We start from the raw sequence: 21,168 nt of genomic DNA, 5'->3' as shown, positions 1-21,168 counted from the left end.
TCGATAAATGGATTATATCAATCAACTCATATCAACCACCGAAATAACAACTGCAACCATCTTTTGGCGATTGTTGTTTAGTTTTTTTATTGGAGCCATAATTGGGCTTGAACGTGAAGCTCATAGACAACCAGCCGGATTACGTACACATATCTTAATATGTATGGGAGCCAGCTTAATCATGTTATTATCGATTTATATTCCCCAAACATTTCAAAATTTTCAAAATGGAGATCCAGGTAGAATTGCCGCTCAGGTAGTATCGGGAATAGGTTTTTTAGGAGCAGGAGCCATTATGAAATTTGGCGTTAATGTAAAAGGATTAACTACCGCTGCTTCGATTTGGGTAATCGCCGCACTTGGTTTAACAATTGGTGCTGGAATGTATATGGGAGCTATCATTGGAGCTACCATTTTACTGATCTCTTTAATTGCAATGGATGTTATTGAAAAGAAATTATTCCCAGGAAAATTCATCAAACGTCTTCATATCCATGTTAAAAACAAAGAAGTATCTCCTGATGATTTTAAACATATCCTGAAAAAACATCAGATTGCCATTCGAACCATTGATGTGGAACAGCATTACGATGAAAATAGAATTAGTTACTACCTTACTGTTCAAATTTCGGAAAGAGTTAAACTAAATAAACTAACCTCTGAATTGGGTAGTATTCCAGGAATAAAAAGAGTAAAATTGCAACAAATTCTATAAGCATCACCGATGCTCAATTCAAATGTCTAGTTTTATGAACTTACTAACTGCAAAAGGTCTTCTTAACTTCAATGATCTGGAAAAGATCACAAAGAAACCTAAATTATTTGCCAAGGATGATGGTAATTTTTGGCAAGATGCATATATATCAGAACATCTTCTTTATGCTCACCTTGATGATGATTCAGATCAAGGATCAAGAAAGTACGAAAATATTATTCAGGCAGTTAACTGGCTTAGTGCTTACATGAAATTACCTGAAGAAAGTAAATATCTTGATCTTGGTTGTGGCCCGGGTTTGTATAGCGAAAATTTCTTTGGGCAGGGATTCGATGTAACAGGAATCGACTTTTCAGAGAACTCTATTAACTATGCAAAGGAACAGGCAGCAGAATTCGGCTATCCAATTCAATACCTGTGTAAGGATTATCTTGAGATTGATTACGAAAAGGAATTTGATGTTGTAAGTTTAATCTACGGGGATTTGTGTGTACTGTCGCATCAAGATCGCGACAAGCTTCTTAAGAAAGTTTATAAAGCCCTTAAACCTGGCGGATTCCTAATATTTGATGTATTTACCAAATATTATTTTGAAACAAGGGAGCCAGATCAATCTTGGTACATTAGCAATGAAGACGGTTTCTGGAGCGAGAAAGAACATTTACTATTACAATCGCACTACAAATACAAAAAGGATAAGGTTCGTCTCGACAAATACACCTTAGTTTTTAATGATGGTGAGATGAGAACTCATCACATTTGGAAACATTATTTTTCGGTAAAGCGAGCCATTGCAATGGCCGAAGAACATGGATTTACAGTTAAGGATTACTGGGCTAATTTAAGAGGAAAACCATATGAAGAGGGTAGTCCATGGATTGGTATGATTGTTCAGAAGTAAGCTAAAAAGCTTCTTGTAATAGCTTGGAAAAATTCCTTTTACTCTATTATAAACTTGCGCCTATAGGCACAAGGTGTTTGAGCTTATCCCCGCAAACTGTTCGCGACTTTGCACGCATGCTTCTTGCGCTATACCGCGCCTATAGTTCGCGCCCATAGTCGCAAGTTGTTCGCGTGATTCTAATCACAAAATAAAAACCCGAAAAATTTAATTTCTCGGGTTTCTATTAATGGTTAAACTGTCGTTTTATTCCTTATACATCTTTTCGATAAGATGCTTGTATTTTTCCTGAATTACCTTTCTTTTCAATTTAAGAGTAGAGGTAATTTCTCCTGCTTCAATCGTAAATTCTTTAGGAAGAAGGGTAAATTTCTTCACCTTCTCAAACCTTGAAAGCTCCTTCTGCAATTCTTCAAATCGCTTTTCAAAAAACTCAATAATTTGTGAGTTTGCTAAAAGCTCCTCAATTGAATTGAATACAATATTTTGCTGAATTGCATAAGCCTGCAAGGGACCAAATGCTGGTACTGCCAGTGCAGTCACATAATTTCTACAATCCCCTATTACAGCAATTTGCTCAATAAATTGATCGTTAACCAAGGTAGTTTCAATTTTCTGTGGAGCAACATATTTTCCTCCAGAAGTCTTCATCAGATCTTTAATTCTATCGGTTATAATCAGGCAACCATTTTCGTCAATTCTACCTGCATCACCGGTACAGAACCAGCCATCTTTCATTACTTCCGCCGTAGCTTCAGGCTTTTTGTAATAACCACGCATTACACCCGGGCCTTTCACCATGATCTCATCATTTTCACCAATTTTAATTTCGGTTCCAACAATGGTATTTCCGGCTGTTCTAAAATCGATATTCTTATCGCCATACAAACTAACAGTAGCCATGGTTTCGGTAAGACCATAACCAACTTTTACATTAATCCCTAAAGAATGAAAAAACTCTAATATTTCTCTAGAAACAGGAGCTCCACCACAAGGTGTAAAGTTGATTCTACCTCCCATAATTCCGCGTAGTTTGCTTAAAACTAACTTGTCGGCAATTCTATGTTTAAGCTTTAATCCCAGAGGAACTTTTTTCTCAAACATCTGATATTGATTGTAATATTTTTCGCCAACTTTTAGCGACCAATTTAACAAAGCACGTTTGCTTGCCGAAGCTTCTTCGGTTTTATCCTTAATGCCCGAATAAATCTTTTCATACAAACGAGGTACCGTACACATTAATGTTGGTTTTACCTCTTTCATTGTTTCCGCAATTTTCTTCGGATCACGGTTAAAGTAAACCTCAATCCCACGATGGAAACAGAAGAAACACCATCCACGTTCGTAAACATGACTTAATGGCAAGAAACTAAGAGAAATGTCATCTTCTGAAACATTTAACTCCTTATCGTGAGAGACCAATACACTCGAAATGTTCTTGTGATCAATCATTACTCCTTTGGGTTCACCTGTGGTTCCTGATGTGTAAATCAAGGTAGCCAGATCATCGAACTCACCGCTGTAAAAGCGTTCATCAAATTCTTTTCCTAAACCTGAGTTTTGTCCACTAATGATGAACTCATCCCAATACATAGATTTATCATGATCCGTAAGCTCTGTCTTTTTATCAAAAACAACAACCATTTTCACGTGTGGAACCTCTTTAATCAATTCCATGGTACGATCGTACTGTTCTTGTTCTCCAACAAAAATAACCTGAACTTCAGAATCTTGAACGATGTATTTTGCTTCGTTTGTTGAGTTTGTAGGATATATTGGAACAGAAATGCCGCGAACACTCATAATAGCTAAGTCTGCGGTAATCCATTCAGGCATGTTTTGAGAGAAAATTGCAACAGATTGCTTCTCCTTAACACCCAATTTCATAAGAGCCTTTGATACTTGTCGAATTTGCAAACCAAATTCATTCCAGCTTACACCAATCCACTTATTGCTCTCTTCATCTTTATAGCGCATTGCGATTCGATCGCCGAATTTTTCAATTCTGTCACGAATCAACTTGCCCCAATGTTGATACTCCATAAAAGTATTTTAGTTGTAAATCGATACAAATATAATCATGTTTACCCGATTTAAAATATTTTCATTGAATTGTAAGGACTTATAATCTCGTCAAATATTATCAATTCACATCATAATACAATTTTTAAAATTCGATAAGTAAGCTACACTTCAACATTTTACACAAAAAACGACCATCAACATAAGTTAATGGTCGTTGTAGATATCTTAAATACAGAAATTATGCTGTATTATGCCTTATCTCACATGAAAATCCAATAATTTCTCACCTTCTAAATCTGCAACCAAATGATCTCCAATCTTTACAGGACCAACTCCCTCTGGCGTTCCAGTATAAATCATGTCTCCAATTTTCAATGTAAAAAACTGTGATAAATAAGAAATCAAGTAATCAATTGAGAAAATCATATTTGCTGTATTTCCAGCCTGTACTCTCTCCCCATTGATATCCAAATTAAAATTCAAATTATCAACCGACTTAAACTTATTTTTAGGAATAAACTTACTAATTGGAGCTGCTCCATCAAAGGCTTTGGCCTTTTCCCAAGGCAGTCCCTTTTTCTTGCATTCCACCTGAATATCTCGAGCCGTAAAATCAATTCCCAAACCAATCTCTTCATAATAACGATGAGCAAATTCAATAGGAATATTCTTACCCACTCTATTAATTTTCACCACTACTTCCAACTCATGATGAATATCCTTGGAAAAATCCGGATAATAAAAATCATTATTATTCTTTAGCAAAGCCGAATCAGGCATAGAGAACACAACAGGTTCCTCAGGTACCGGATTGTTTAACTCCTTGGCATGATTTACGTAATTTCTTCCAATGGCTAATATCTTCATTTCATTAAGTATGATCGGTTAAACAATGAACTATTTATTAAACCCTCGAAGTTTAATCTCTGTAAGGATTTTTTTCGTGTACAATGGAAAATCGCTATTCATAACCCAACCATAATACCCTGGTTGTTGCTCCAACACTTCCTCAACAGTTTTTCCTTTGTTCTTACCAAAATTGAATCTTTCTACCCCTTTATCATCAATGATAATAAAACCTGCGAAATCAGCATTTTTATTCTGAGTTGAGAATTTTGCCAAAAATTCAATATCATTCTCTAAAGAATCGTATTTATCCAATTGTGATTTTAGCACTTCGTAAGTTGCTTTGGTATCTGCCTCTGCACCATGAGCTCCTTCCAATTCCTTATTACAATAAAAACGATAAGCCGCACTTAAAGTGCGCTGTTCCATTTTGTGAAAAATGGTCTGTACATCAATAAACTTTCTTTTGCGCATATCAAAATCAATATCAGCACGCAAAAATTCCTCAGCTAATAACGGAAAATCAAATCGATTCGAATTGTAACCTGCCAAATCACATCCTTCTAAATATTTAGCAATGTTTTTTCCTAACTCTTTAAACGTTGGCTCATCCTTTACATCCTCATCCTTTATGCCATGAACTGCTGACGCATGGGCTGGAATATGCATTTCAGGATTAACACGATATGTTTTCACCTCTTCATCGCCATTGGGACTAACTTTTACAATACAGATTTCAACAATACGATCTTTTGCAACATTAATACCTGTTGTTTCTAAATCGATAAACGCTATTGGATTCTTTAAATTAAGATTCATTTATTTTTCTTGTAATTTTTTATACGGTATAAAAATATAAAACCTAACAGAAATATGCTCTCTGTTAGGTTTTTAATATCATTATTTGGAATTAATACTGTTTATGCATTAATCATCATTGGCATTAACAGCATCAATACATCTTCATCGGCATTTTCATTATCGTATGGTAAGAAAATACCTGCTCTTGTTGGATCAGATAATTCAATCATCACATTCGATGATGAAATATTTGCAAGGATTTCCAATAAGAATACTGATTTAAATCCAATTTCCAATTCTTGTCCTTCGTACTGACAAAGCAATCTTTCCCTTGCTGAAATTGAGAAGTCGATATCCTGAGCAGAAACTACCAATTCGTTCGCTTTCAATTCGAACTTAATCAAGTTACTTGCAGGATTTGAGAATACAGATACACGTTTTAATGTGTTGTACAGCTCTACTCTATCTATGGTAAGAACATTAGGATTATTCTTTGGAATCACCGAGTTATAACTTGGATAGTTTCCTTCAACCAAACGACAAATCAACTTGTAATTTGATAATGTGAAGAATGCATTCCTTTCATCGAATTCCACTTTTACAGGATTTTCTTCTTTTGGCAAGATATTGCGTAATAAAGAAGCTGGTTTCTTAGGCAAAATGAAAGATGACTCCACATCTGATCTTCCATCTAGACGTTTGTAACGAACCAACTTGTGAGCATCTGATGCTACAAAAGTTAAATCATTATTACCCAACTCAACGAAAATACCATTCATAACCGGACGAAGTTCATCATCAGCAGTTGCGAATAAAGTTTTATTTACACCTGTTAAAAGAACATTGCTCTCAACGGTAATGTTTACCAAATTACCTTCCTCTTTTTCTGGAAGTTTTGGGAAATCTTCACCATTCTGTCCAACGATACTAAACACACCATTTTCAGATGTAATTCTTACAGCCAAAGATGTACTGTCGATATCGAAAGTTAGAGGTTGTTCTGGAAATTCTTTTAAAGTATCAGTCAAAATTTTAGCAGGAAAAGCAATTACCCCTTCGCCTTCCGAAGTTTCAAGAGGAATAGTGGTAATTAAAGTAGATTCCAAATCAGATGCAGTCGCTATCAATTCACCATCTTTAAGCTCAAAAAGGAAGTTATCCAAAATTGGTAAAGTGTTTTTACTACTGATAACTCTACTGATGGCCTGTAAATGACTTAACAATTCTGTACTTGATACTACAAATTTCATTTGCATAATATTTAAAAGTTAACCTAAAATTCTATATTTCAACGCTTAAACAAGTTCAAAACCGAATCTTATTTTAGCACAGTATTAAGTGGTGAATATACAAATTTATTAAGGATTGACGATATCCTTAAGACAAAAAAGATTTGCCACCTTACTAAATAAAATCAGAATTTTATTCAAACAGCGGATATTACCAATAATATTAAGATCCACAACAATCTTTGAGATCATAAATATCTCTCTCATATTTATGATCTTGCAAACTTTCTTTTTCTCATAAAATATCTTAACACTCCCAATATCAAAAGTAATAACAAGGGTAAAATCACATTCACCACTTGCCAAAATAATCTTTCCGATCTGATTTTGGTTTTATCAAGCATTCTGAGCTTTACTTCTCGTGCCCTTAATTCCATCCAACCTTCGTTATCACACAAATAATCAATGCAGTTTAAAAGAAAATTTCGATTCCCATATGTTTTTCTAGAATATCTATCATATCCCAAAGCTTCAATCTGTCTGTTTTTTCCAACTCCACGGACTCTGTTTTTAATAATATCTCCATCAGAAATCACAATCATTTTACTTAGGTCACTTTCTGATTTAAATGATTCGCGATCGATTCCTTTCCAGGCTCTGTTCTTAAATGCCGATTGAAATTTCCCTTCCAGCAAAACAGCAATTTTCTTTCTACCTGCCACAAAATCTTCCGGCTTAGGCTTTTGATTCACAATTTCTAGACTCACAATACTTGGCACCTTCTCTAATCGCGTATAATCAGAACTTGTAAGCAGAGTCGTTTTTTTCACATTAGCATTCTCTCCCACCCAATCAATCGAATTGGCAAATTCAGCTTTTACCACATTCAATTTTCGCGTAATCGGATGATGATCTGGCGCATTCAATAAAGGCGAATAATACCATGGAGCAGGCGTAAATTTTGGTTTTTCTCCGGGCAAAGCAGTTTGAACCGGAATCAATTGTCCCTGAATATCCATCACCAAATCAGGATTAATCCTAACTCCATAAGTAAACAACTGATCTTCGATATTTAGTGGCTTATAAAAAGCCACTGTACTTTCTTTTACTTGTAAGCTATCCATACTTGCCACCACCTCATCTACAAGCCACAGGATTCGTCCGCCATTCATCAAGTATTGATCAATCTGATATTTGGCCTCTTTGGAAAATTCATTTCTTGGCTGTGCAATTACCAACGCCGAATATTTCTTTTTAGATTGATTCAATTTTTGGGCAGAGATCCTATCCACCTCATATTTTTGAAGTAAAGAAGCTGTAAAATCGGCAACTTCAAATTCGCTTAATTCTCCTTGTCCAGTTAGGAAAGCGATATTCTTTGGTTGCTTACTTTGCAACATTCGAATGGCTTTTGTCAGCTCAAATTCTATGGTTTCAATGGAATGGTTAAGATTTTCTTCGGCAGATAAACCAGCCACATTTTTCAACAAGTGAACCGAGGTTTCCTTCTCTGTATCATGCACTATTATTCCCGGAACAATAATCTTTTGTTTTAAACTTCCATCGGTAGTTCTTTCTTGCACACTGGTTGGTTTTAATCCTCGTGCAGCCAACTGTTCGTACATTTCGTTCCTTTGCTTGGGATTAGGAATATCACTGATATTAATTAAGGCATAATTGATATTCACATTTGCATAAGCTTCCAATTCGTCAAGCATTTCAATACTTGCTTTCTGAAGCTTTTTAAACCCGTGTGGCAAACCTCCCGCAAGGTAAATTTCAAAGTACAGATCCTTATCTAAAGAACCTACCAATTGCTTGGTATTATCTGATAATGTATATCTTTTTTCGGCTGTAAAATCAATGCGAAAAAAATACACTTGAAGAATAAGAACCAGAACTCCTAATGCAATTAAAGAAATCGACAAATTAAGAATATCTTGCTTCCTTCTGTTTTTAATCATAGCTTTTTCTTTTACCATTTTCTACTCTTTAAAACTGTTATTGTAATCAACAAAAAAGCCACAATTACACCCATAAAATATACCAAATCTCTGGAGTCTACCACTCCTCGAGAAATTGATTTATAGTGCTCTTGAATTCCTAAATTGTAAATGTCCGATTGCACATTCCGGAAGATAATCAAGTCAGCTAAGTAATTGAAACCGGTATAAAATAAAAAGCACAGAACCAAGGCTAGTAGGAATGCTACAATTTGATTATCGGTTACCGAACTGGAAAAAACACCAATGACAACATATACTGCAGCGAGTAGAAACAGTCCAATAAACGATCCCCAGAAAGCTCCTGAATCAATGCTCCCAACAGGATTTCCCAAATAATAAATGGAGAAATAATAAATCAGGCAGAATAGTAGAGAAACAGAAATAACCAAAAGGGCCGAAAAATACTTTGCAAATACAATTTCCATCTCCTTTAAGGGTCTCGTATATACCAGTTCTATGGTGCCTTGTTTTTTCTCATCTGCAAACAATCGCATACAAACCGCAGGAATCAAAAACAGATAGATCCAGGGAGACATCTCGAACAAAACATCAAGATTTGCATATCCTGTATCCAATGGATTTGTAGATCCTGGAAATACCCATACGAATAATCCTGTAGCTATTAAATAAACTGATAAAATCAGGTAACCAGTAAGAGAACTGAAAAAGGTTCGGAACTCCTTTGTTAGAAGTGCTAGCATAAAATGTGTGTTATTTTACTATACTACCACAAATTTGCAAAATTATTTTAGTAGAAAAAATTTGTTTTTCAAATCATTTAATTTACATAAATTTGAACATGAAAAATTGCGTACTGCTTTTACTCTCTTTTTTAATTTTCAAGTGCGGTACTGCACAAGAAAATGATAATAAAGATATATTTATAACAAACATAAGATATCATTATGGTGTGGTTATACCTCATCATAAATCAATAAGCTATTTGGTTAATGATCAAGTTAGTGCTATTGAACTAAATTTTGGTTTTCTTCCTTCAAGAAGTCGATCGTGGTCCAAATTGTACAATCAACCAGAGATAGGTTTAGGATTTTATCATGGAAGTCTGGGAAATGATGAAGTATTTGGGAATACAAATGCTTTATTTCCATATATCAATTTTAATCTTAAAGATTACCAGAAAGGAAATTTACGTTTTCAAACAGGTTTTGGAATTGCGCATACAAAAAAACACTTTCACCCTACAGAGAATTATACGAATGTGGCAATAGGATCAGAATTCAATGCTTTCTTCAAAATTCTATTAAATGGTTCATATCATTTCACAAATAAGTGGTCTGCCAATGCAGGAGTAGGTTTCCAACACCTTTCCAATGGTTCCATAAAAGTACCTAACAAAGGACTTAATATGGCCACTGCAAGTATTGGTATTCAATATCATTTTAATGAATTTCATAAGTCTGTTAGGAGCCACGAAAATTTAAACCATCCAAAATTAAATGATGAAATTGTAATTATTTGGAACAATGGCATTAAACAAACAGCAGTAAAAGATGATCATAAATATTACACAATAGGCTTAAATCTAGGATATTTAAGAGGCATAAACGCCAAGCAGAAAATAGGATTAGGAATCGATCTCTTCTACGATAAATCAGCAAACAGAGGAAAATGGGATTTTGATCCTCAAACCAAATTTAAAGATCGTTTTAGCCAGGCTATTTTTGTATCCCACGAACTGATTATACAAAGGTTTAGCATTGTTGCAAACGTAGGAGCTTATACCCTTTTCGAAACAAAACCAGAAAAACCCTTATATACTAGAATTGGTTTAAAATATAAGATAAATGAACACTTTTTAGCCAGTTTAGGTTTAAAAGCTCACTTGGGAAAGGCCGATTATATTGAATGGGGAATTGGTTATAGATTAAAAACAAATAATAATGAGAAACGTTAGCCTACTAATTATTTTAACAACATTCTGCCTGTCATCTTGCAGTTCTTTTAATCCTTTCGAAAGTGAAGGAGAATATATAGAAAAGAGAATAGATATAAACGGAGTAAGTGCAATCGAAAACTTAAATACTTTTCAGATCCAAATCATTCAGGATGATGAAGAGTTTATTGTGCTGAAAGGTGGAGAAAATTTAATTTCAAAAACAAATGTTAAAGTAGCAGATCAACAATTGATAATAGACCATTCATACAACAATAAAGCTCGTAATTTTGATTTAATTACTGCAGAGGTTCATTTAAAAGAAGTGAATAAAATAACTTGTTCAGCTCCGGCAAACATTTCAAGTATAAATGAACTTAGTGGAAATCACCTCGACATTATTGTTTATTCAGAATCACAACTTGTTGAAATGAATTTGAATTTAGAATATGACAGCATGAAGTTTCACTCATTGGGCTCAGCAACTGGCGGATATAAATTTTCAGGAATCTGTCCCAACGCTCACTATATTCTTAATGGTGTAATTAATATTAAAGCAGGAAGTTTACAGAGTAACAACATAACTCTGGCTCAAAATGGTATTGGAGAAGCTCATGTTTGGGCAAAAGACAAACTCAGTGTAAGCATATACTCTAGTGGTAACATATACTACACAGGAACTCCTGAAATTTCCGTAAAAAGAGTTCAGGTTAACAATCAGAATCCAACCGGAAAAGTAATCGAGGAATAATTTTACTGAGCTCTCAGGTCTGTAATAATCATTTTGGCAAATCGAGCCGAAGCACCTGCTCCTCCCAATTTCTCATTTAGCAGTTGATAATTCGTAAGCATTTCGGAACGATAGCTTCCTTCCGCTAAAATGTTCTTTAACTCGCTGGCAATACTTTCTTTATTGCAGTAATGCTGAATCAATTCTTTCACAATCAATTTATCCATCACCAAATTAACCAAGGATATGTACTTTACTTTTAGCAAGCGCTTGCCAATTGCAAAAAGAATTCTTCCTCCACCTGTGATATAGCAAACCACCTGAGGAATTCTTAAAAGAGCGGTTTCCAAAGTAGCAGTTCCCGAAGTTACCAATGCCGCTTTTGACTGCTGCAATAAATCGTAGGTTTGTCCGTAAACAAATTTCACATCTCTATTGCCAACTACTTGTGCGTAAAATTCCTTTGTGATAGAAGGAGCTGCAGCCACCACAAACTGATGATCTGGAAAATCACCAACAACATCTAACATTACAGGGAGTATTCTTTCTATTTCCTGCTTTCTACTTCCTGCCAATAAGGCTACAATTGGTTTGTTAGGTAGATTGTTTTTAGTGGTAAAATCTTCAAATGATTCCTCTTTATTGGGACGATTCTCGATGGCATCCAACAAGGGGTTTCCTCCAAAACTCACCTCATAATTGTGCTTTTTGTAGAATTCTGTTTCAAAAGGAAAAATGGTGAACATGCGATCCACATAAGCTTTAATCTTCTTCACCCTCCCCTCCTTCCAGGCCCAAATTTTAGGTGAAATATAATAATGAACACGTATTCCATGCTCCTTGGCAAATTTTGCCATTCTTAAATTAAATCCAGGATAATCTACTAGTATCAAAACATCAGGTTTGTATTCCAAAAGATCCTTCTCGCACAATGAAAAATTCGCTCGAATCTTTCCCAAATTCTTTAGCACAGTTAAGAATCCCATAAAAGCAGTTTCTCGATAATGCTTTACCAATTCACCGCCTTGTGCTTGCATAAGGTCGCCACCCCAGAATCTAAATTCGGCTGCCGAATCCTCATTTTTTATTTCTTTCATCAAGTTCGAAGCATGAAGATCTCCTGATGCTTCTCCTGCTATAATATAATATCTCATGGAATTCTGAATATGATCCCAATAGTTATCGGGAATGAGTTGAGAATTAAATCCTCACAATTCAATACTTATTTGTGGATTTGGTTCAATCACCAAATCTTATTTTACTTCTAATCAGCGTCTAAAATCCAAATCGGAAAACCATTATGGCAAAAGAATACAGTATAGTAGCCAAAAGCACACCTCTTGCCGCTTTCAACAAATCGGTTTTAATAAACAAAAAGAAAAAAACGATATTGCCAAAGTATACTCCCAAAGCCATTACCTTGGTATACACCCTGTAGATTAGCAAACTGTCAACAAACTCCTTAATGGTTAATTCATCCTGAAAACGTACCACATAAGCCAACAAAATTGATAACACCGGCACAAGTAAACCAATAATAAGTCCTAAAATAGTAGAATTAATCTTCGACTTCATAATCCCAGTTTTTTAGGTCTTCTACCAATTGATGAGCTGTCATATCAATTTTTGTAGGAACGACAGATGCATAGCCATTATGAATTGCCCATTCATCCGTTTCTTCAGCATTAGGTTCTGCATTCTTAAAGTAGCCTGTCAACCAGTAATAATCTCCTCCAAATGGATCTTGTCTATGATCAAACTCCTCTTTCCAGCGACCATCTGCCTGACGACAAACACGAATGCCTTTAATATCGCCTTTAGGGAAATTCACATTCAAACAAACGCTTCTCTCCAATCCCTTTTCAATTAAATTGGCAAAAATCTTTCGGCCATATTTAATGCTTTGAGAAAAATCAGCATCTGCACTAAAGTCGTTAAGCGAATACCCAATAGAAGGAATTCCATTCAAACAACCCTCGATAGTAGCCCCCATGGTTCCCGAATACAAAACACTAACCGATGTATTTGCACCATGATTAATACCTGAAACCAGAAAATCAGGAGTTCGAGGTAAAATCTTGTTCAAAGCCAATTTTACACAATCTACCGGAGTTCCCTTGCAAGAATAAATGTGTAAATTTTCTTCATCGCGAACTTTTTTAATTCGAATAGGAACCTCTACAGTTATAGAATTTGATTTTCCTGAATTAGAACGGTTCGGGGCAACCACGTAGATGTCGCCAAATCCTTTAACCATTGCCACCAAAGCTTTAATTCCTTTGGCATTTAATCCATCATCGTTAGTAACAAGTATAATTGGTTTATCGCTCATATCTCAATTTTGATAATTGTACAAATATATCCGAATTTGGGGCAATAAGCAATTCCAATCATACAGATTTAAAGTAAACAAAAACTTAAACACTTTATCCTTAGATGTTCTTTGGTACTTGAGCCTAAAATTTCTACTTTTGTAAGCTTGTAAACAGTAGACAAACTGCATCTGTTTGCAAGTATAATTTGATAATTATCTGATAAAATATACATACAAATGAAGGTATCGTACAAATGGCTGAAAGATTATATTGACATTGATCTTTCACCTGCAGAAATGGATGAGATTCTAACTCAAATTGGATTGGAAGTTGGCGGAATTGAAAAGTTCCAATCAATTAAAGGAGGTTTAGAAGGATTGGTAATTGGTGAAGTAAAGACTTGCGAACCTCATGCCAACTCAGATCATTTGAGCATTACAAGCGTTGATGTTAACGGCGACGAACTTTTACCTATTGTTTGCGGTGCACCTAATGTGGCTGCAGGACAAAAAGTAGTGGTTGCCACAGTTGGAACTGTTTTGTACGATGGCGACGATAGCTTTACCATTAAGAAATCAAAAATTAGAGGTGAGCTTTCAATGGGTATGATTTGTGCTGAGGACGAAATTGGTCTTGGACAAGGTCACGATGGAATTATGGTTCTACCTGAAGATGCTGTTGTGGGAACTCCTGCTGCAGAGTACTTCAACATTGAGGATGACTTGACCATTGAGATTGACTTGACTCCTAACCGTATTGACGGTGCATCGCACATTGGTGTGGCTCGCGATATGGCGGCATACCTAAAACAACAAAAAGAGATTGATTACAAAATTCCTTCAGTTGAAGATTTCAAGGTTGACAACAACAACTTGCCTATCGATGTGAAGGTAGAAAATAACGAGGCTTGTCACCGTTACTCAGGAGTTTGTATCAGCGGTGTTAAAATTGCTGAATCTCCAGAATGGTTGCAAAATCGTTTGAAAGCAATTGGCTTAAACCCAATCAACAATGTAGTGGATATTACCAACTATGTATTGTTTGAAACTGGTCAGCCATTGCACGCATTCGACTATGCAAAAACAAATGGCAAAGTGCTTGTAAAAACCCTTGCTGATGGTACCTTATTCAAAACATTGGATGAAGTTGAGAGAGAATTGAACGAGAAAGATTTGATGATCTGCAACGACGAAGCCCCAATGTGTATTGCTGGTGTATTCGGTGGAATAGAATCAGGGGTAAGCGAAACTACTACCGACATTTTCTTGGAAAGTGCCTATTTCGATTCAGTATTTGTTCGTAAAACTGCACGTCGTCACGGTTTAAATACCGATGCTTCTTTCCGTTTCGAACGTGGAACCGATCCTAACAACACCATCTATGCAATGAAACGTGCAGCTCTTTTAATCAAAGAGATTGCAGGTGGTGAAATTGCATCAGAGGTTATCGATATTTATCCAAATCCTGTTGAAGATTTCAAAGTAGAGGTAAGCGTTGAGCGTATCGAAAGCTTAATCGGAAAAGAGATTGGAAAAGAAACCATCAAAAATATTCTTTCGGCTCTAGAAATTAAAGTTGAAAAAGAAGATGGTGACACATTGAACCTGTTGGTTCCTCCTTACAGAGTGGATGTGAAACGCGAAGCGGATATCGTAGAGGAAGTATTGCGTATTTATGGTTTCAACAATATTGAAGTAGCTTCAAAAGTGAATGCTTCATTGAGCTATGCTCCAAAAATTGACGAGCACAAGCTAAGAAATACCATTGCTGATATGTTGACAGCTGCTGGTTTCAACGAAATCATGAATAACTCGTTGACCAAAGCTTCTTACTACGAAGGATTGGAAAGCTTTAAACAAGAGAACACAGTTCGCATCTTCAACCCATTGAGTTCTGATTTGAACGCAATGCGTCAAGGATTGTTGTTTGGTGGTTTAGAGTGTGTGGCTTACAATATCAACCGCAGAAATTCTGATTTGAAATTCTACGAGTTCGGTAAATCATACCAGCACTTTGTAAATCCTGAAAACGAAAACCCAGTTGACAACTATTTTGAAAAAGAACGTTTGGGTGTTTTCATGTGTGGTAACAAAACTCCTGCTAGCTGGAACTTGAAAGAAGAGCCAACAAGCTTCTTCCACATGAAAGCTTATGTAGAGAATATTTTGAAGCGTTTAGGTTTCGATATTGAGAAGCTAAAAATCAAGGAAACTGAAAACGATCAGTTTACCGAAGGATTAAGCTATGGCGTTAAGAAAACCGTTTTGGTTGAAATGGGTATGGTGAGCGGAAAAATCTTGAAAGCAATGGATATTGACACTCAGGTTTACTACGCTGATTTCGATTGGGCTACTTTAATTAAAGAGGCCATGAAGAATAAGGTTTCTTATACCGAATTGCCAAAGTATCCAGCTGTAAAACGTGACCTTGCTTTGTTAATCAACAAATCGGTAAGCTTTGCTGAAATCAAAACCATTGCTTTCAACTGCGAGAAGAAGTTATTGAAGTCTGTTTCATTGTTCGATGTATACGAAGGTGAAAAACTAGGTGCGGATAAAAAATCATACGCAGTAAGTTTCATTCTTCAGGATACTGAAAAAACTTTGAATGACAAGCAGATTGACAAGATCATGCAAAAGCTAATTAAGAGCTACGAAAAACAAATAGGCGCTGAGTTGCGTTAATTGTTATCAAATAAAACTGAGAAGCCGATTCCTTTGGGAGTCGGCTTTTTTTTTATCATTACATCACACCTTAAACACCATAACATATGGTATCTACTACTGAGCTCCTCAAATCTTTGCCATTGACTTCCAGATCTATATTTCGTAAATTGCATATCAAATTTGATTTACACAAAAATACGTCGTCAGAAGGGAATGAGAGATGTGGAGAAAGGAGACGCAATGAAGAAAGTAAATACCATTATTATAATCCTGCTTTTAACCTTTAGTGCAGGCTGTGATTTTCACTCAAAAACAGGTAATGAATTATCCAATCACGATACAAAGTATGAAGATTCCTACTATGACTTGGGGGATTTTCATTACAAAGTCTCAACCAAATCAAATCAGGCGCAAATCTGGTTCGACAGAGGCTTAGCTTTATGTCATGCCTTCAACCATGAAGAAGCTGTTCGCTGCTTTGAAAGTGCATTCCAAGAAGATCCGGCCATGCCAATGGCTCTTTGGGGCATTGCATATGCATGGGGACCTAACATTAACAACCTGGAAATTGAAGCGCATCAGATAGCACAGGCAGCTCACTGCCTACACCTGGCCAATTTACATGCGAAAAATGCCAGCCCGATAGAAAAGGATTTGATTGCAACACTCGCACTTCGATATGCCACACCTGTTCCTGATGACAGGTACCCACTCAACAAGGCATACGCCGACGCGATGCGAGAACTACACAAAAAATATCCCAAAGATGCATTGGTCACTGCACTCTTTGCCGAATCGCTTATGAACCTTCGCCCTTGGAACCATTGGACTCCCGACGGCACCCCTGCCGCAGAAACTCCTGAAATTGTTGCCGTTTTAGAAGAGGGTCTCAAACAATCTCCAGGTAATCCTGCCTTGTGTCACTTTTACATTCATGTAATGGAAGCCTCTCCTACTCCTGAAAAGGCTTTACCTACAGCCAATGCATTGCGTGATGCAATGCCTGGAGCAGGACATCTTGTACATATGCCCTCTCATATTGACGTATTGGTTGGAAATTACGATGCTGCCAATAAAGCCAACCTGAGAGCAATAGCCGCAGATAAAGAATTCTTAAAGAAAGAGGGAGCTTATAATTTTTACACATTGTATCGCTTACACAACTATCACTTCCTGGTTTACGGAGCCATGTTCGACGGACAAAGCGAATTGGCCCTAAAGACTGCGAGAGAGATTCCAAAACAGGTTCCGGAGGATTTCTTGAAGGAATGGGCTGATTTTTTAGATGCTTTCATGCCAATACCTCTGCACGTACTGGTAAGATTTGGTCGTTGGGATGAGATTTTAGAAGAACCCGAACCTGCGGAATACCTACCAGTGTCGCGCAGCATATGGCATTATGCCCGGGCACTTGCATTCGCCACAAAAGGTATGGTAAAACAAGCCGAAAAGGAACAGGCAGCTTACCAACAAGCCCTGGCCAAAGTTCCCAAAACAAGCATACTATTCAACAACACTTCGCGTGATATTTTAGGAGTTGCCAATAAAATGATGGCAGGTGAAATTGCCTATCGAAAAGGAGATTATGAATTTTCTTTCGAGCAATTGCGACAGGCAGTTCAGCTCGATGATGCCTTAAACTACGATGAGCCTTGGGGATGGATGCAACCTGCTCGACATGCGCTTGGTGCCTTACTAATGGAACAAGAGCGATTTGAAGAAGCAGAATCAGTCTATCGCAATGATTTGAAACGTCATCCCAAAAATCTTTGGGCATTGCATGGACTTACCGAATCTTTAGAAAAACAGGGCAAGGAAGAGGAAGCAAAAAAATATCACTCACAGTTCGAGATTGCCAGCGCACGTGCTGATGTAAAAGTAGATCGATCCTGCTACTGCAGAATTGCAGACATGGAGGATTCCGAATAAATAAGCATTCTCACATAAAACATACAAGCATAGCAGGCTACGAGGAAATTGTATGCCTGCTATCTCATTTAACCAGTGCGGAAAGCATTTTTATTATTCTTATTGGTTTAACAAAATACTTTTTCTAAATTTGATGACTTCATATCACATCAATATACACACATGAACCTTCTACTAATCTCTGTAGCTCCCATTGCCATTATTCTGTTCTACATTTACTATCGCGACAAATACGAGAAAGAACCAATTTCTCTATTGGGAAAAGGACTACTGGCCGGTATGATCATTACTATACCAATTATATTTGCCGAGCAAACAGTTTCTTCTTTTCTTCCTCATATTTTCCACGAAAAAATTGGTTATGCCTTTGGCGATGCCTTTTTAGTAGCAGCCCTTTGCGAAGAAGCCTTTAAACTATTGGCGGTTTACATTTTAGTATGGAAAAACCCAAACTTTAACGAACGATTCGATGGAATTGTATATGCCGTTTTCGTATCGCTGGGATTTGCCTTGGTAGAAAACATCATGTATGTATTTTCAAACGGAATGAGCACCGGAATTGCGAGAGCTTTCACCGCTGTTCCTGCCCATGCCATGTTCGGCATCATGATGGGCTATTATCTAGGACTAGCCAAGTTTTCGAAAGGCAGCAGGCTACCACTTTTTGTAATGGCATTCTTCATTCCATTCCTGGTACATGGCATCTACGACTTTATTCTCATGGTACAAATCAACTGGGTATTGATCCTATTCTTCCCATTCCTAATTTATTTGATGTACAAAACCAATGGGAAAATGACCGAATTGAATAACAAATCGATATTTAGATACAGGTAATTAAAATCAGCCAAACTTGTAACTCCGGCTCGCAAAGCAAGAGCAATGTCATTAAGTTAGCCGATTTCGCCCCACGCTCACCCTTTTATTATTCCTTTTAGTCATGAAACGCTTTGCTTTGTAGCCTAAAGGGAACAGCGCGTTGGGTAAGCCCCTTTAGGGGTTTGGGGTAATTTGGCAATGTTTATCAAAAGGATTCACTCTTAACTTAATGACATTGACCGCATGAGTCCTCTAGTGTGGCTTGTTTTAGAAATGAAACGCGATAGAATCGCACACCAACTGTGAGACTGCTTCCTCTTATTCAAAAATTGCAACAACCCTGGCTGGTGCAGCTGATGCCCCTTCAATTTTAAGTGGGAAAACGGCAACTTTAAAACCCGTGTATGGAAGGCTTCCCAAATTTACAAGTTGTTCCATATGACAATACTCTTTCCTTTGTCCAACTACATGAGCTTCCCAAAACAACTCCGAATTCTTGGTTTCTTTTGCCTTCTTTATCAAATGTTTCAATGGTAAATCCCAACCCCAGGAGTCAATCCCCATCACTTTTATACCTTGATCAATTAGCCATTCGGTAGCGCCTGCACTCATGCCTGTCCCTTTATCCGGGAAATCTTTTGTGCCATTATAAATGTCTCTGCCGGTATAAATCAAAACAATCATACCTTCCCTTATCGATAGCTTTTCTTTTTCAAGAAAATCTTGAATATCCTCCACACTAATCGCATCAAAATCTTCCTTATGGCTCATATCAATCACAATACCATCGCCATAGCACCATTCCAAAGGTATTTCATCTACGGTCTTTGCACGTTCTCCATTTACGGTAGGTGTATAATGCCAGGGGGCATCAATATGTGTTGTCGAATGCACCCCCATATGCTTGATGGTATCATCTGCCCAACCCTTAAATCCTTTAGGGAACAAGCGCTTTGGTAAGCCCAAAAAACGCAATAACAAACCTGCCTTTTTATGTGCCTTGTGTTTAATCTTAACCTTCATAAACCAAGGGTCGGACTTATTGTATCGTATGGTTTTTGATAAATCTACTATTTTCATTGTCTCCGTATAATTTCTTACTCCCGATTAGTTATTTCTCTTTGCTAATGGATGATCTGCTTTCAATTCCAATAAGTCCCAAAGGTTGCCATACAAATCCTTAAATACTGCTACGGTTCCATAATCTGCTTCTTTAGGCTCTCTAACAAATTCAATCCCTTTCGAAATCATTTCATTATAGTCTCTCCAAAAATCATCTGAATTCAAAAACAGAAACACTCTCCCGCCTGCCTGATTTCCAATAAATTCTTTTTGTATTGGCTTAGATGCTCTTGCAAGAAGTATCGTAGTGCCAGATGAGCCTGGAGGTGAAACAACAACCCAACGTTTATCCTACTCTGGCTGATAGGTATCTTCAATTAATTCGAAATTCAACTTTTTAGTGTAAAAATCGATTGCTTCATCATAATCTCTTACAACTAATGCTATATGTATTATTGATTGTTTCATGAATAATGATCTCTTCAATTTATTTTGTTATTAAAATTCTTTTCGTTCTTGCACTAGATAAGGAATAAAATGCCTTTGCAACGGCCTGCCGCATGGAGCGTAAAGGAATTTAACCTTACACACTTTCCAAATTGAGCAGAGCCAAAGCGCATATTTTGTTTTGACTTTTCATTTCAGAGCCAAATCTGCGATTTGGCGTTGATTGCCGAAGCTACGAACCTACCAAAAGGCACTGCACCCTTTATGCTCTGTTGCGGTTTGTTGGCAACTGGTTTTATTTCTTCTCAATATGATATTCGATATTGTCATTACCTAATAGGAAAATTGTTAAATTGATGATTAGTTCATAAGAATTTCTTAATTCACTTATTCCTTCAATGTCATGTCTTTTCATCAACCCCTTATCAAATAAGTCTTTTGAATTATAATTTCGATTGAATTTGATTTCAAAAGCTCTAATTTTCATGCAAATATCACTTATTAAAAGTAAATACTCTGTGTCAATATCTAAAGTGTGAATATCTAGAAATGATTCGAGTTTGGTTTTTAATTGTATGATTTTTTGATATTCATTTTCTAATTTTTTCAAACTATTTTCAATATCATTTCTATCAACTGATTTAGTAATTTGTCTATCTATCTTACATGCTACATCTTTATCAGTAATATTATAAACTATTAAGCCTACCAGCTCTTTGTTTGCCTTTTTGTTCAAGGAATATATAAAAAGGTTCTCTTTACACATTTCCTTAGTTTTAAATG

Annotated in this window: 18 protein-coding genes and 1 pseudogene; 7 read left to right on the top strand and 12 right to left on the bottom strand. The window is 36.5% G+C overall.

The genetic code is table 11. The annotated features are described in order from the left end of the window. Positions 1 to 7 precede the first annotated feature (7 nt). Positions 8 to 715 (top strand): MgtC/SapB family protein, encoded by a 708-nt coding sequence (locus JCM15579_RS13920; RefSeq protein WP_054721063.1) that lies wholly within the window; start codon positions 8 to 10, stop codon positions 713 to 715. Between the two features lie 34 nt (positions 716 to 749). Beyond that, positions 750 to 1,616 (top strand): class I SAM-dependent methyltransferase, encoded by an 867-nt coding sequence (locus JCM15579_RS13915; RefSeq protein WP_054721062.1) that lies wholly within the window; start codon positions 750 to 752, stop codon positions 1,614 to 1,616. A gap of 246 nt (positions 1,617 to 1,862) precedes the next feature. Here JCM15579_RS13915 and JCM15579_RS13910 read toward each other — a convergent pair whose 3' ends face one another. The 6 genes from JCM15579_RS13910 to gldF all read right to left on the bottom strand — a co-directional run bounded on the left by JCM15579_RS13910 (position 1,863) and on the right by gldF (position 9,224). Then, complete coding sequence (locus tag JCM15579_RS13910; RefSeq protein WP_054721061.1) at positions 1,863 to 3,659, bottom strand: AMP-dependent synthetase/ligase; 1,797 nt, start codon at positions 3,657 to 3,659, stop codon at positions 1,863 to 1,865. 237 nt (positions 3,660 to 3,896) lie between these two features. Then, positions 3,897 to 4,508: a fumarylacetoacetate hydrolase family protein gene (locus JCM15579_RS13905; RefSeq protein WP_054721060.1), complete on the bottom strand. Its 612-nt coding sequence runs from the start codon at positions 4,506 to 4,508 to the stop codon at positions 3,897 to 3,899. A 30-nt stretch (positions 4,509 to 4,538) separates the two neighbouring features. Next, positions 4,539 to 5,306, bottom strand: a complete 768-nt coding sequence (locus JCM15579_RS13900) for a 3'-5' exonuclease (RefSeq protein WP_054721059.1) — start codon at positions 5,304 to 5,306, stop codon at positions 4,539 to 4,541. A gap of 101 nt (positions 5,307 to 5,407) precedes the next feature. Further along, positions 5,408 to 6,538, bottom strand: coding sequence for a DNA polymerase III subunit beta (dnaN, locus tag JCM15579_RS13895; RefSeq protein ID WP_054721108.1), 1,131 nt, complete (start codon positions 6,536 to 6,538; stop codon positions 5,408 to 5,410). Positions 6,539 to 6,786: 248 nt separating this feature from the next. Then, positions 6,787 to 8,499: a gliding motility-associated ABC transporter substrate-binding protein GldG gene (gene gldG / locus JCM15579_RS13890; RefSeq protein WP_054721058.1), complete on the bottom strand. Its 1,713-nt coding sequence runs from the start codon at positions 8,497 to 8,499 to the stop codon at positions 6,787 to 6,789. Further along, positions 8,493 to 9,224 (bottom strand): gliding motility-associated ABC transporter permease subunit GldF, encoded by a 732-nt coding sequence (gldF, locus tag JCM15579_RS13885; RefSeq protein WP_054721057.1) that lies wholly within the window; start codon positions 9,222 to 9,224, stop codon positions 8,493 to 8,495. The genes gldG and gldF overlap by 7 nt, the downstream gene beginning before the upstream one ends. 242 nt (positions 9,225 to 9,466) lie before the next feature. On the opposite strand from gldF, the gene JCM15579_RS13880 reads away from it, so the two are divergent. Both JCM15579_RS13880 and JCM15579_RS13875 read left to right on the top strand, forming a co-directional pair. Next, positions 9,467 to 10,438: an acyloxyacyl hydrolase gene (locus tag JCM15579_RS13880; RefSeq protein WP_172677440.1), complete on the top strand. Its 972-nt coding sequence runs from the start codon at positions 9,467 to 9,469 to the stop codon at positions 10,436 to 10,438. Next, complete coding sequence (locus tag JCM15579_RS13875; RefSeq protein WP_054721055.1) at positions 10,425 to 11,168, top strand: GIN domain-containing protein; 744 nt, start codon at positions 10,425 to 10,427, stop codon at positions 11,166 to 11,168. Before JCM15579_RS13880 ends, JCM15579_RS13875 begins: the two co-directional genes overlap by 14 nt. Positions 11,169 to 11,170: 2 nt before the next feature. On the opposite strand, the gene lpxB is transcribed toward JCM15579_RS13875, so the two are convergent. From lpxB to surE, 3 genes are all read right to left on the bottom strand, one after another. Continuing rightward, positions 11,171 to 12,301, bottom strand: coding sequence for a lipid-A-disaccharide synthase (lpxB, locus tag JCM15579_RS13870; RefSeq protein WP_054721054.1), 1,131 nt, complete (start codon positions 12,299 to 12,301; stop codon positions 11,171 to 11,173). Positions 12,302 to 12,422: 121 nt separating this feature from the next. Continuing rightward, positions 12,423 to 12,722, bottom strand: a complete 300-nt coding sequence (locus JCM15579_RS13865; RefSeq protein ID WP_054721053.1) for a hypothetical protein — start codon at positions 12,720 to 12,722, stop codon at positions 12,423 to 12,425. Beyond that, positions 12,706 to 13,479 (bottom strand): 5'/3'-nucleotidase SurE, encoded by a 774-nt coding sequence (gene surE, locus JCM15579_RS13860; protein ID WP_054721052.1) that lies wholly within the window; start codon positions 13,477 to 13,479, stop codon positions 12,706 to 12,708. The genes JCM15579_RS13865 and surE overlap by 17 nt, the downstream gene beginning before the upstream one ends. A 219-nt stretch (positions 13,480 to 13,698) precedes the next feature. Here surE and pheT point away from each other — a divergent pair, with 219 nt between their 5' ends. The 3 genes from pheT to JCM15579_RS13845 all read left to right on the top strand — a co-directional run bounded on the left by pheT (position 13,699) and on the right by JCM15579_RS13845 (position 18,894). Next, entirely contained in the window at positions 13,699 to 16,146 is a 2,448-nt protein-coding gene (gene pheT / locus JCM15579_RS13855) for a phenylalanine--tRNA ligase subunit beta (RefSeq protein ID WP_054721051.1), read from the top strand. Between the two features lie 162 nt (positions 16,147 to 16,308). Next, complete coding sequence (locus JCM15579_RS13850; RefSeq protein WP_218186179.1) at positions 16,309 to 18,057, top strand: tetratricopeptide repeat protein; 1,749 nt, start codon at positions 16,309 to 16,311, stop codon at positions 18,055 to 18,057. Positions 18,058 to 18,219: 162 nt separating this feature from the next. Continuing rightward, positions 18,220 to 18,894 carry a PrsW family glutamic-type intramembrane protease gene (locus JCM15579_RS13845; RefSeq protein ID WP_054721049.1) on the top strand — a complete coding sequence of 225 codons (675 nt, stop codon included), beginning with the start codon at positions 18,220 to 18,222 and terminating at the stop codon, positions 18,892 to 18,894. A 300-nt stretch (positions 18,895 to 19,194) separates the two neighbouring features. Here JCM15579_RS13845 and JCM15579_RS13840 read toward each other — a convergent pair whose 3' ends face one another. From JCM15579_RS13840 to JCM15579_RS13830, 3 genes and pseudogenes are all read right to left on the bottom strand, one after another. Further along, positions 19,195 to 19,956: a cyclase family protein gene (locus tag JCM15579_RS13840; RefSeq protein ID WP_054721048.1), complete on the bottom strand. Its 762-nt coding sequence runs from the start codon at positions 19,954 to 19,956 to the stop codon at positions 19,195 to 19,197. Positions 19,957 to 19,983: 27 nt separating this feature from the next. Next, positions 19,984 to 20,406 (bottom strand): annotated as a pseudogene (locus JCM15579_RS21545) (VOC family protein). Positions 20,407 to 20,680: 274 nt separating this feature from the next. Continuing rightward, positions 20,681 to 21,168: DUF4238 domain-containing protein (locus JCM15579_RS13830; protein WP_218186177.1), on the bottom strand; the 488-nt coding region annotated here is incomplete at its 5' end.

Origin of the sequence: Marinifilum fragile JCM 15579 (assembly GCF_001310955.1) — a bacterium.
In the GTDB taxonomy this organism is placed as follows: Bacteria; Bacteroidota; Bacteroidia; order Bacteroidales; family Marinifilaceae; genus Marinifilum; species Marinifilum fragile.
This window is presented reverse-complemented; position numbering and strand designations above follow the sequence as displayed.

Bases quoted from the DNA above. Each gene is read 5' to 3' on its own strand.
- JCM15579_RS13845 (WP_054721049.1), top strand. From the start codon at position 18,220: ATGAACCTTCTACTAATCTCTGTAGCTCCCATTGCCATTATTCTGTTC.
- gldG (WP_054721058.1), bottom strand. From the start codon at position 8,499: ATGGTAAAAGAAAAAGCTATGATTAAAAACAGAAGGAAGCAAGATATT.
- JCM15579_RS13875 (WP_054721055.1), top strand. From the start codon at position 10,425: ATGAGAAACGTTAGCCTACTAATTATTTTAACAACATTCTGCCTGTCA.
- JCM15579_RS13900 (WP_054721059.1), bottom strand. From the start codon at position 5,306: ATGAATCTTAATTTAAAGAATCCAATAGCGTTTATCGATTTAGAAACA.
- gldF (WP_054721057.1), bottom strand. From the start codon at position 9,224: ATGCTAGCACTTCTAACAAAGGAGTTCCGAACCTTTTTCAGTTCTCTT.
- pheT (WP_054721051.1), top strand. From the start codon at position 13,699: ATGAAGGTATCGTACAAATGGCTGAAAGATTATATTGACATTGATCTT.
- dnaN (WP_054721108.1), bottom strand. From the start codon at position 6,538: ATGAAATTTGTAGTATCAAGTACAGAATTGTTAAGTCATTTACAGGCC.
- JCM15579_RS13840 (WP_054721048.1), bottom strand. From the start codon at position 19,956: ATGAAAATAGTAGATTTATCAAAAACCATACGATACAATAAGTCCGAC.
- JCM15579_RS13920 (WP_054721063.1), top strand. From the start codon at position 8: ATGGATTATATCAATCAACTCATATCAACCACCGAAATAACAACTGCA.
- JCM15579_RS13905 (WP_054721060.1), bottom strand. From the start codon at position 4,508: ATGAAGATATTAGCCATTGGAAGAAATTACGTAAATCATGCCAAGGAG.
- surE (WP_054721052.1), bottom strand. From the start codon at position 13,479: ATGAGCGATAAACCAATTATACTTGTTACTAACGATGATGGATTAAAT.
- JCM15579_RS13865 (WP_054721053.1), bottom strand. From the start codon at position 12,722: ATGAAGTCGAAGATTAATTCTACTATTTTAGGACTTATTATTGGTTTA.
- JCM15579_RS13910 (WP_054721061.1), bottom strand. From the start codon at position 3,659: ATGGAGTATCAACATTGGGGCAAGTTGATTCGTGACAGAATTGAAAAA.
- JCM15579_RS13915 (WP_054721062.1), top strand. From the start codon at position 750: ATGAACTTACTAACTGCAAAAGGTCTTCTTAACTTCAATGATCTGGAA.
- lpxB (WP_054721054.1), bottom strand. From the start codon at position 12,301: ATGAGATATTATATTATAGCAGGAGAAGCATCAGGAGATCTTCATGCT.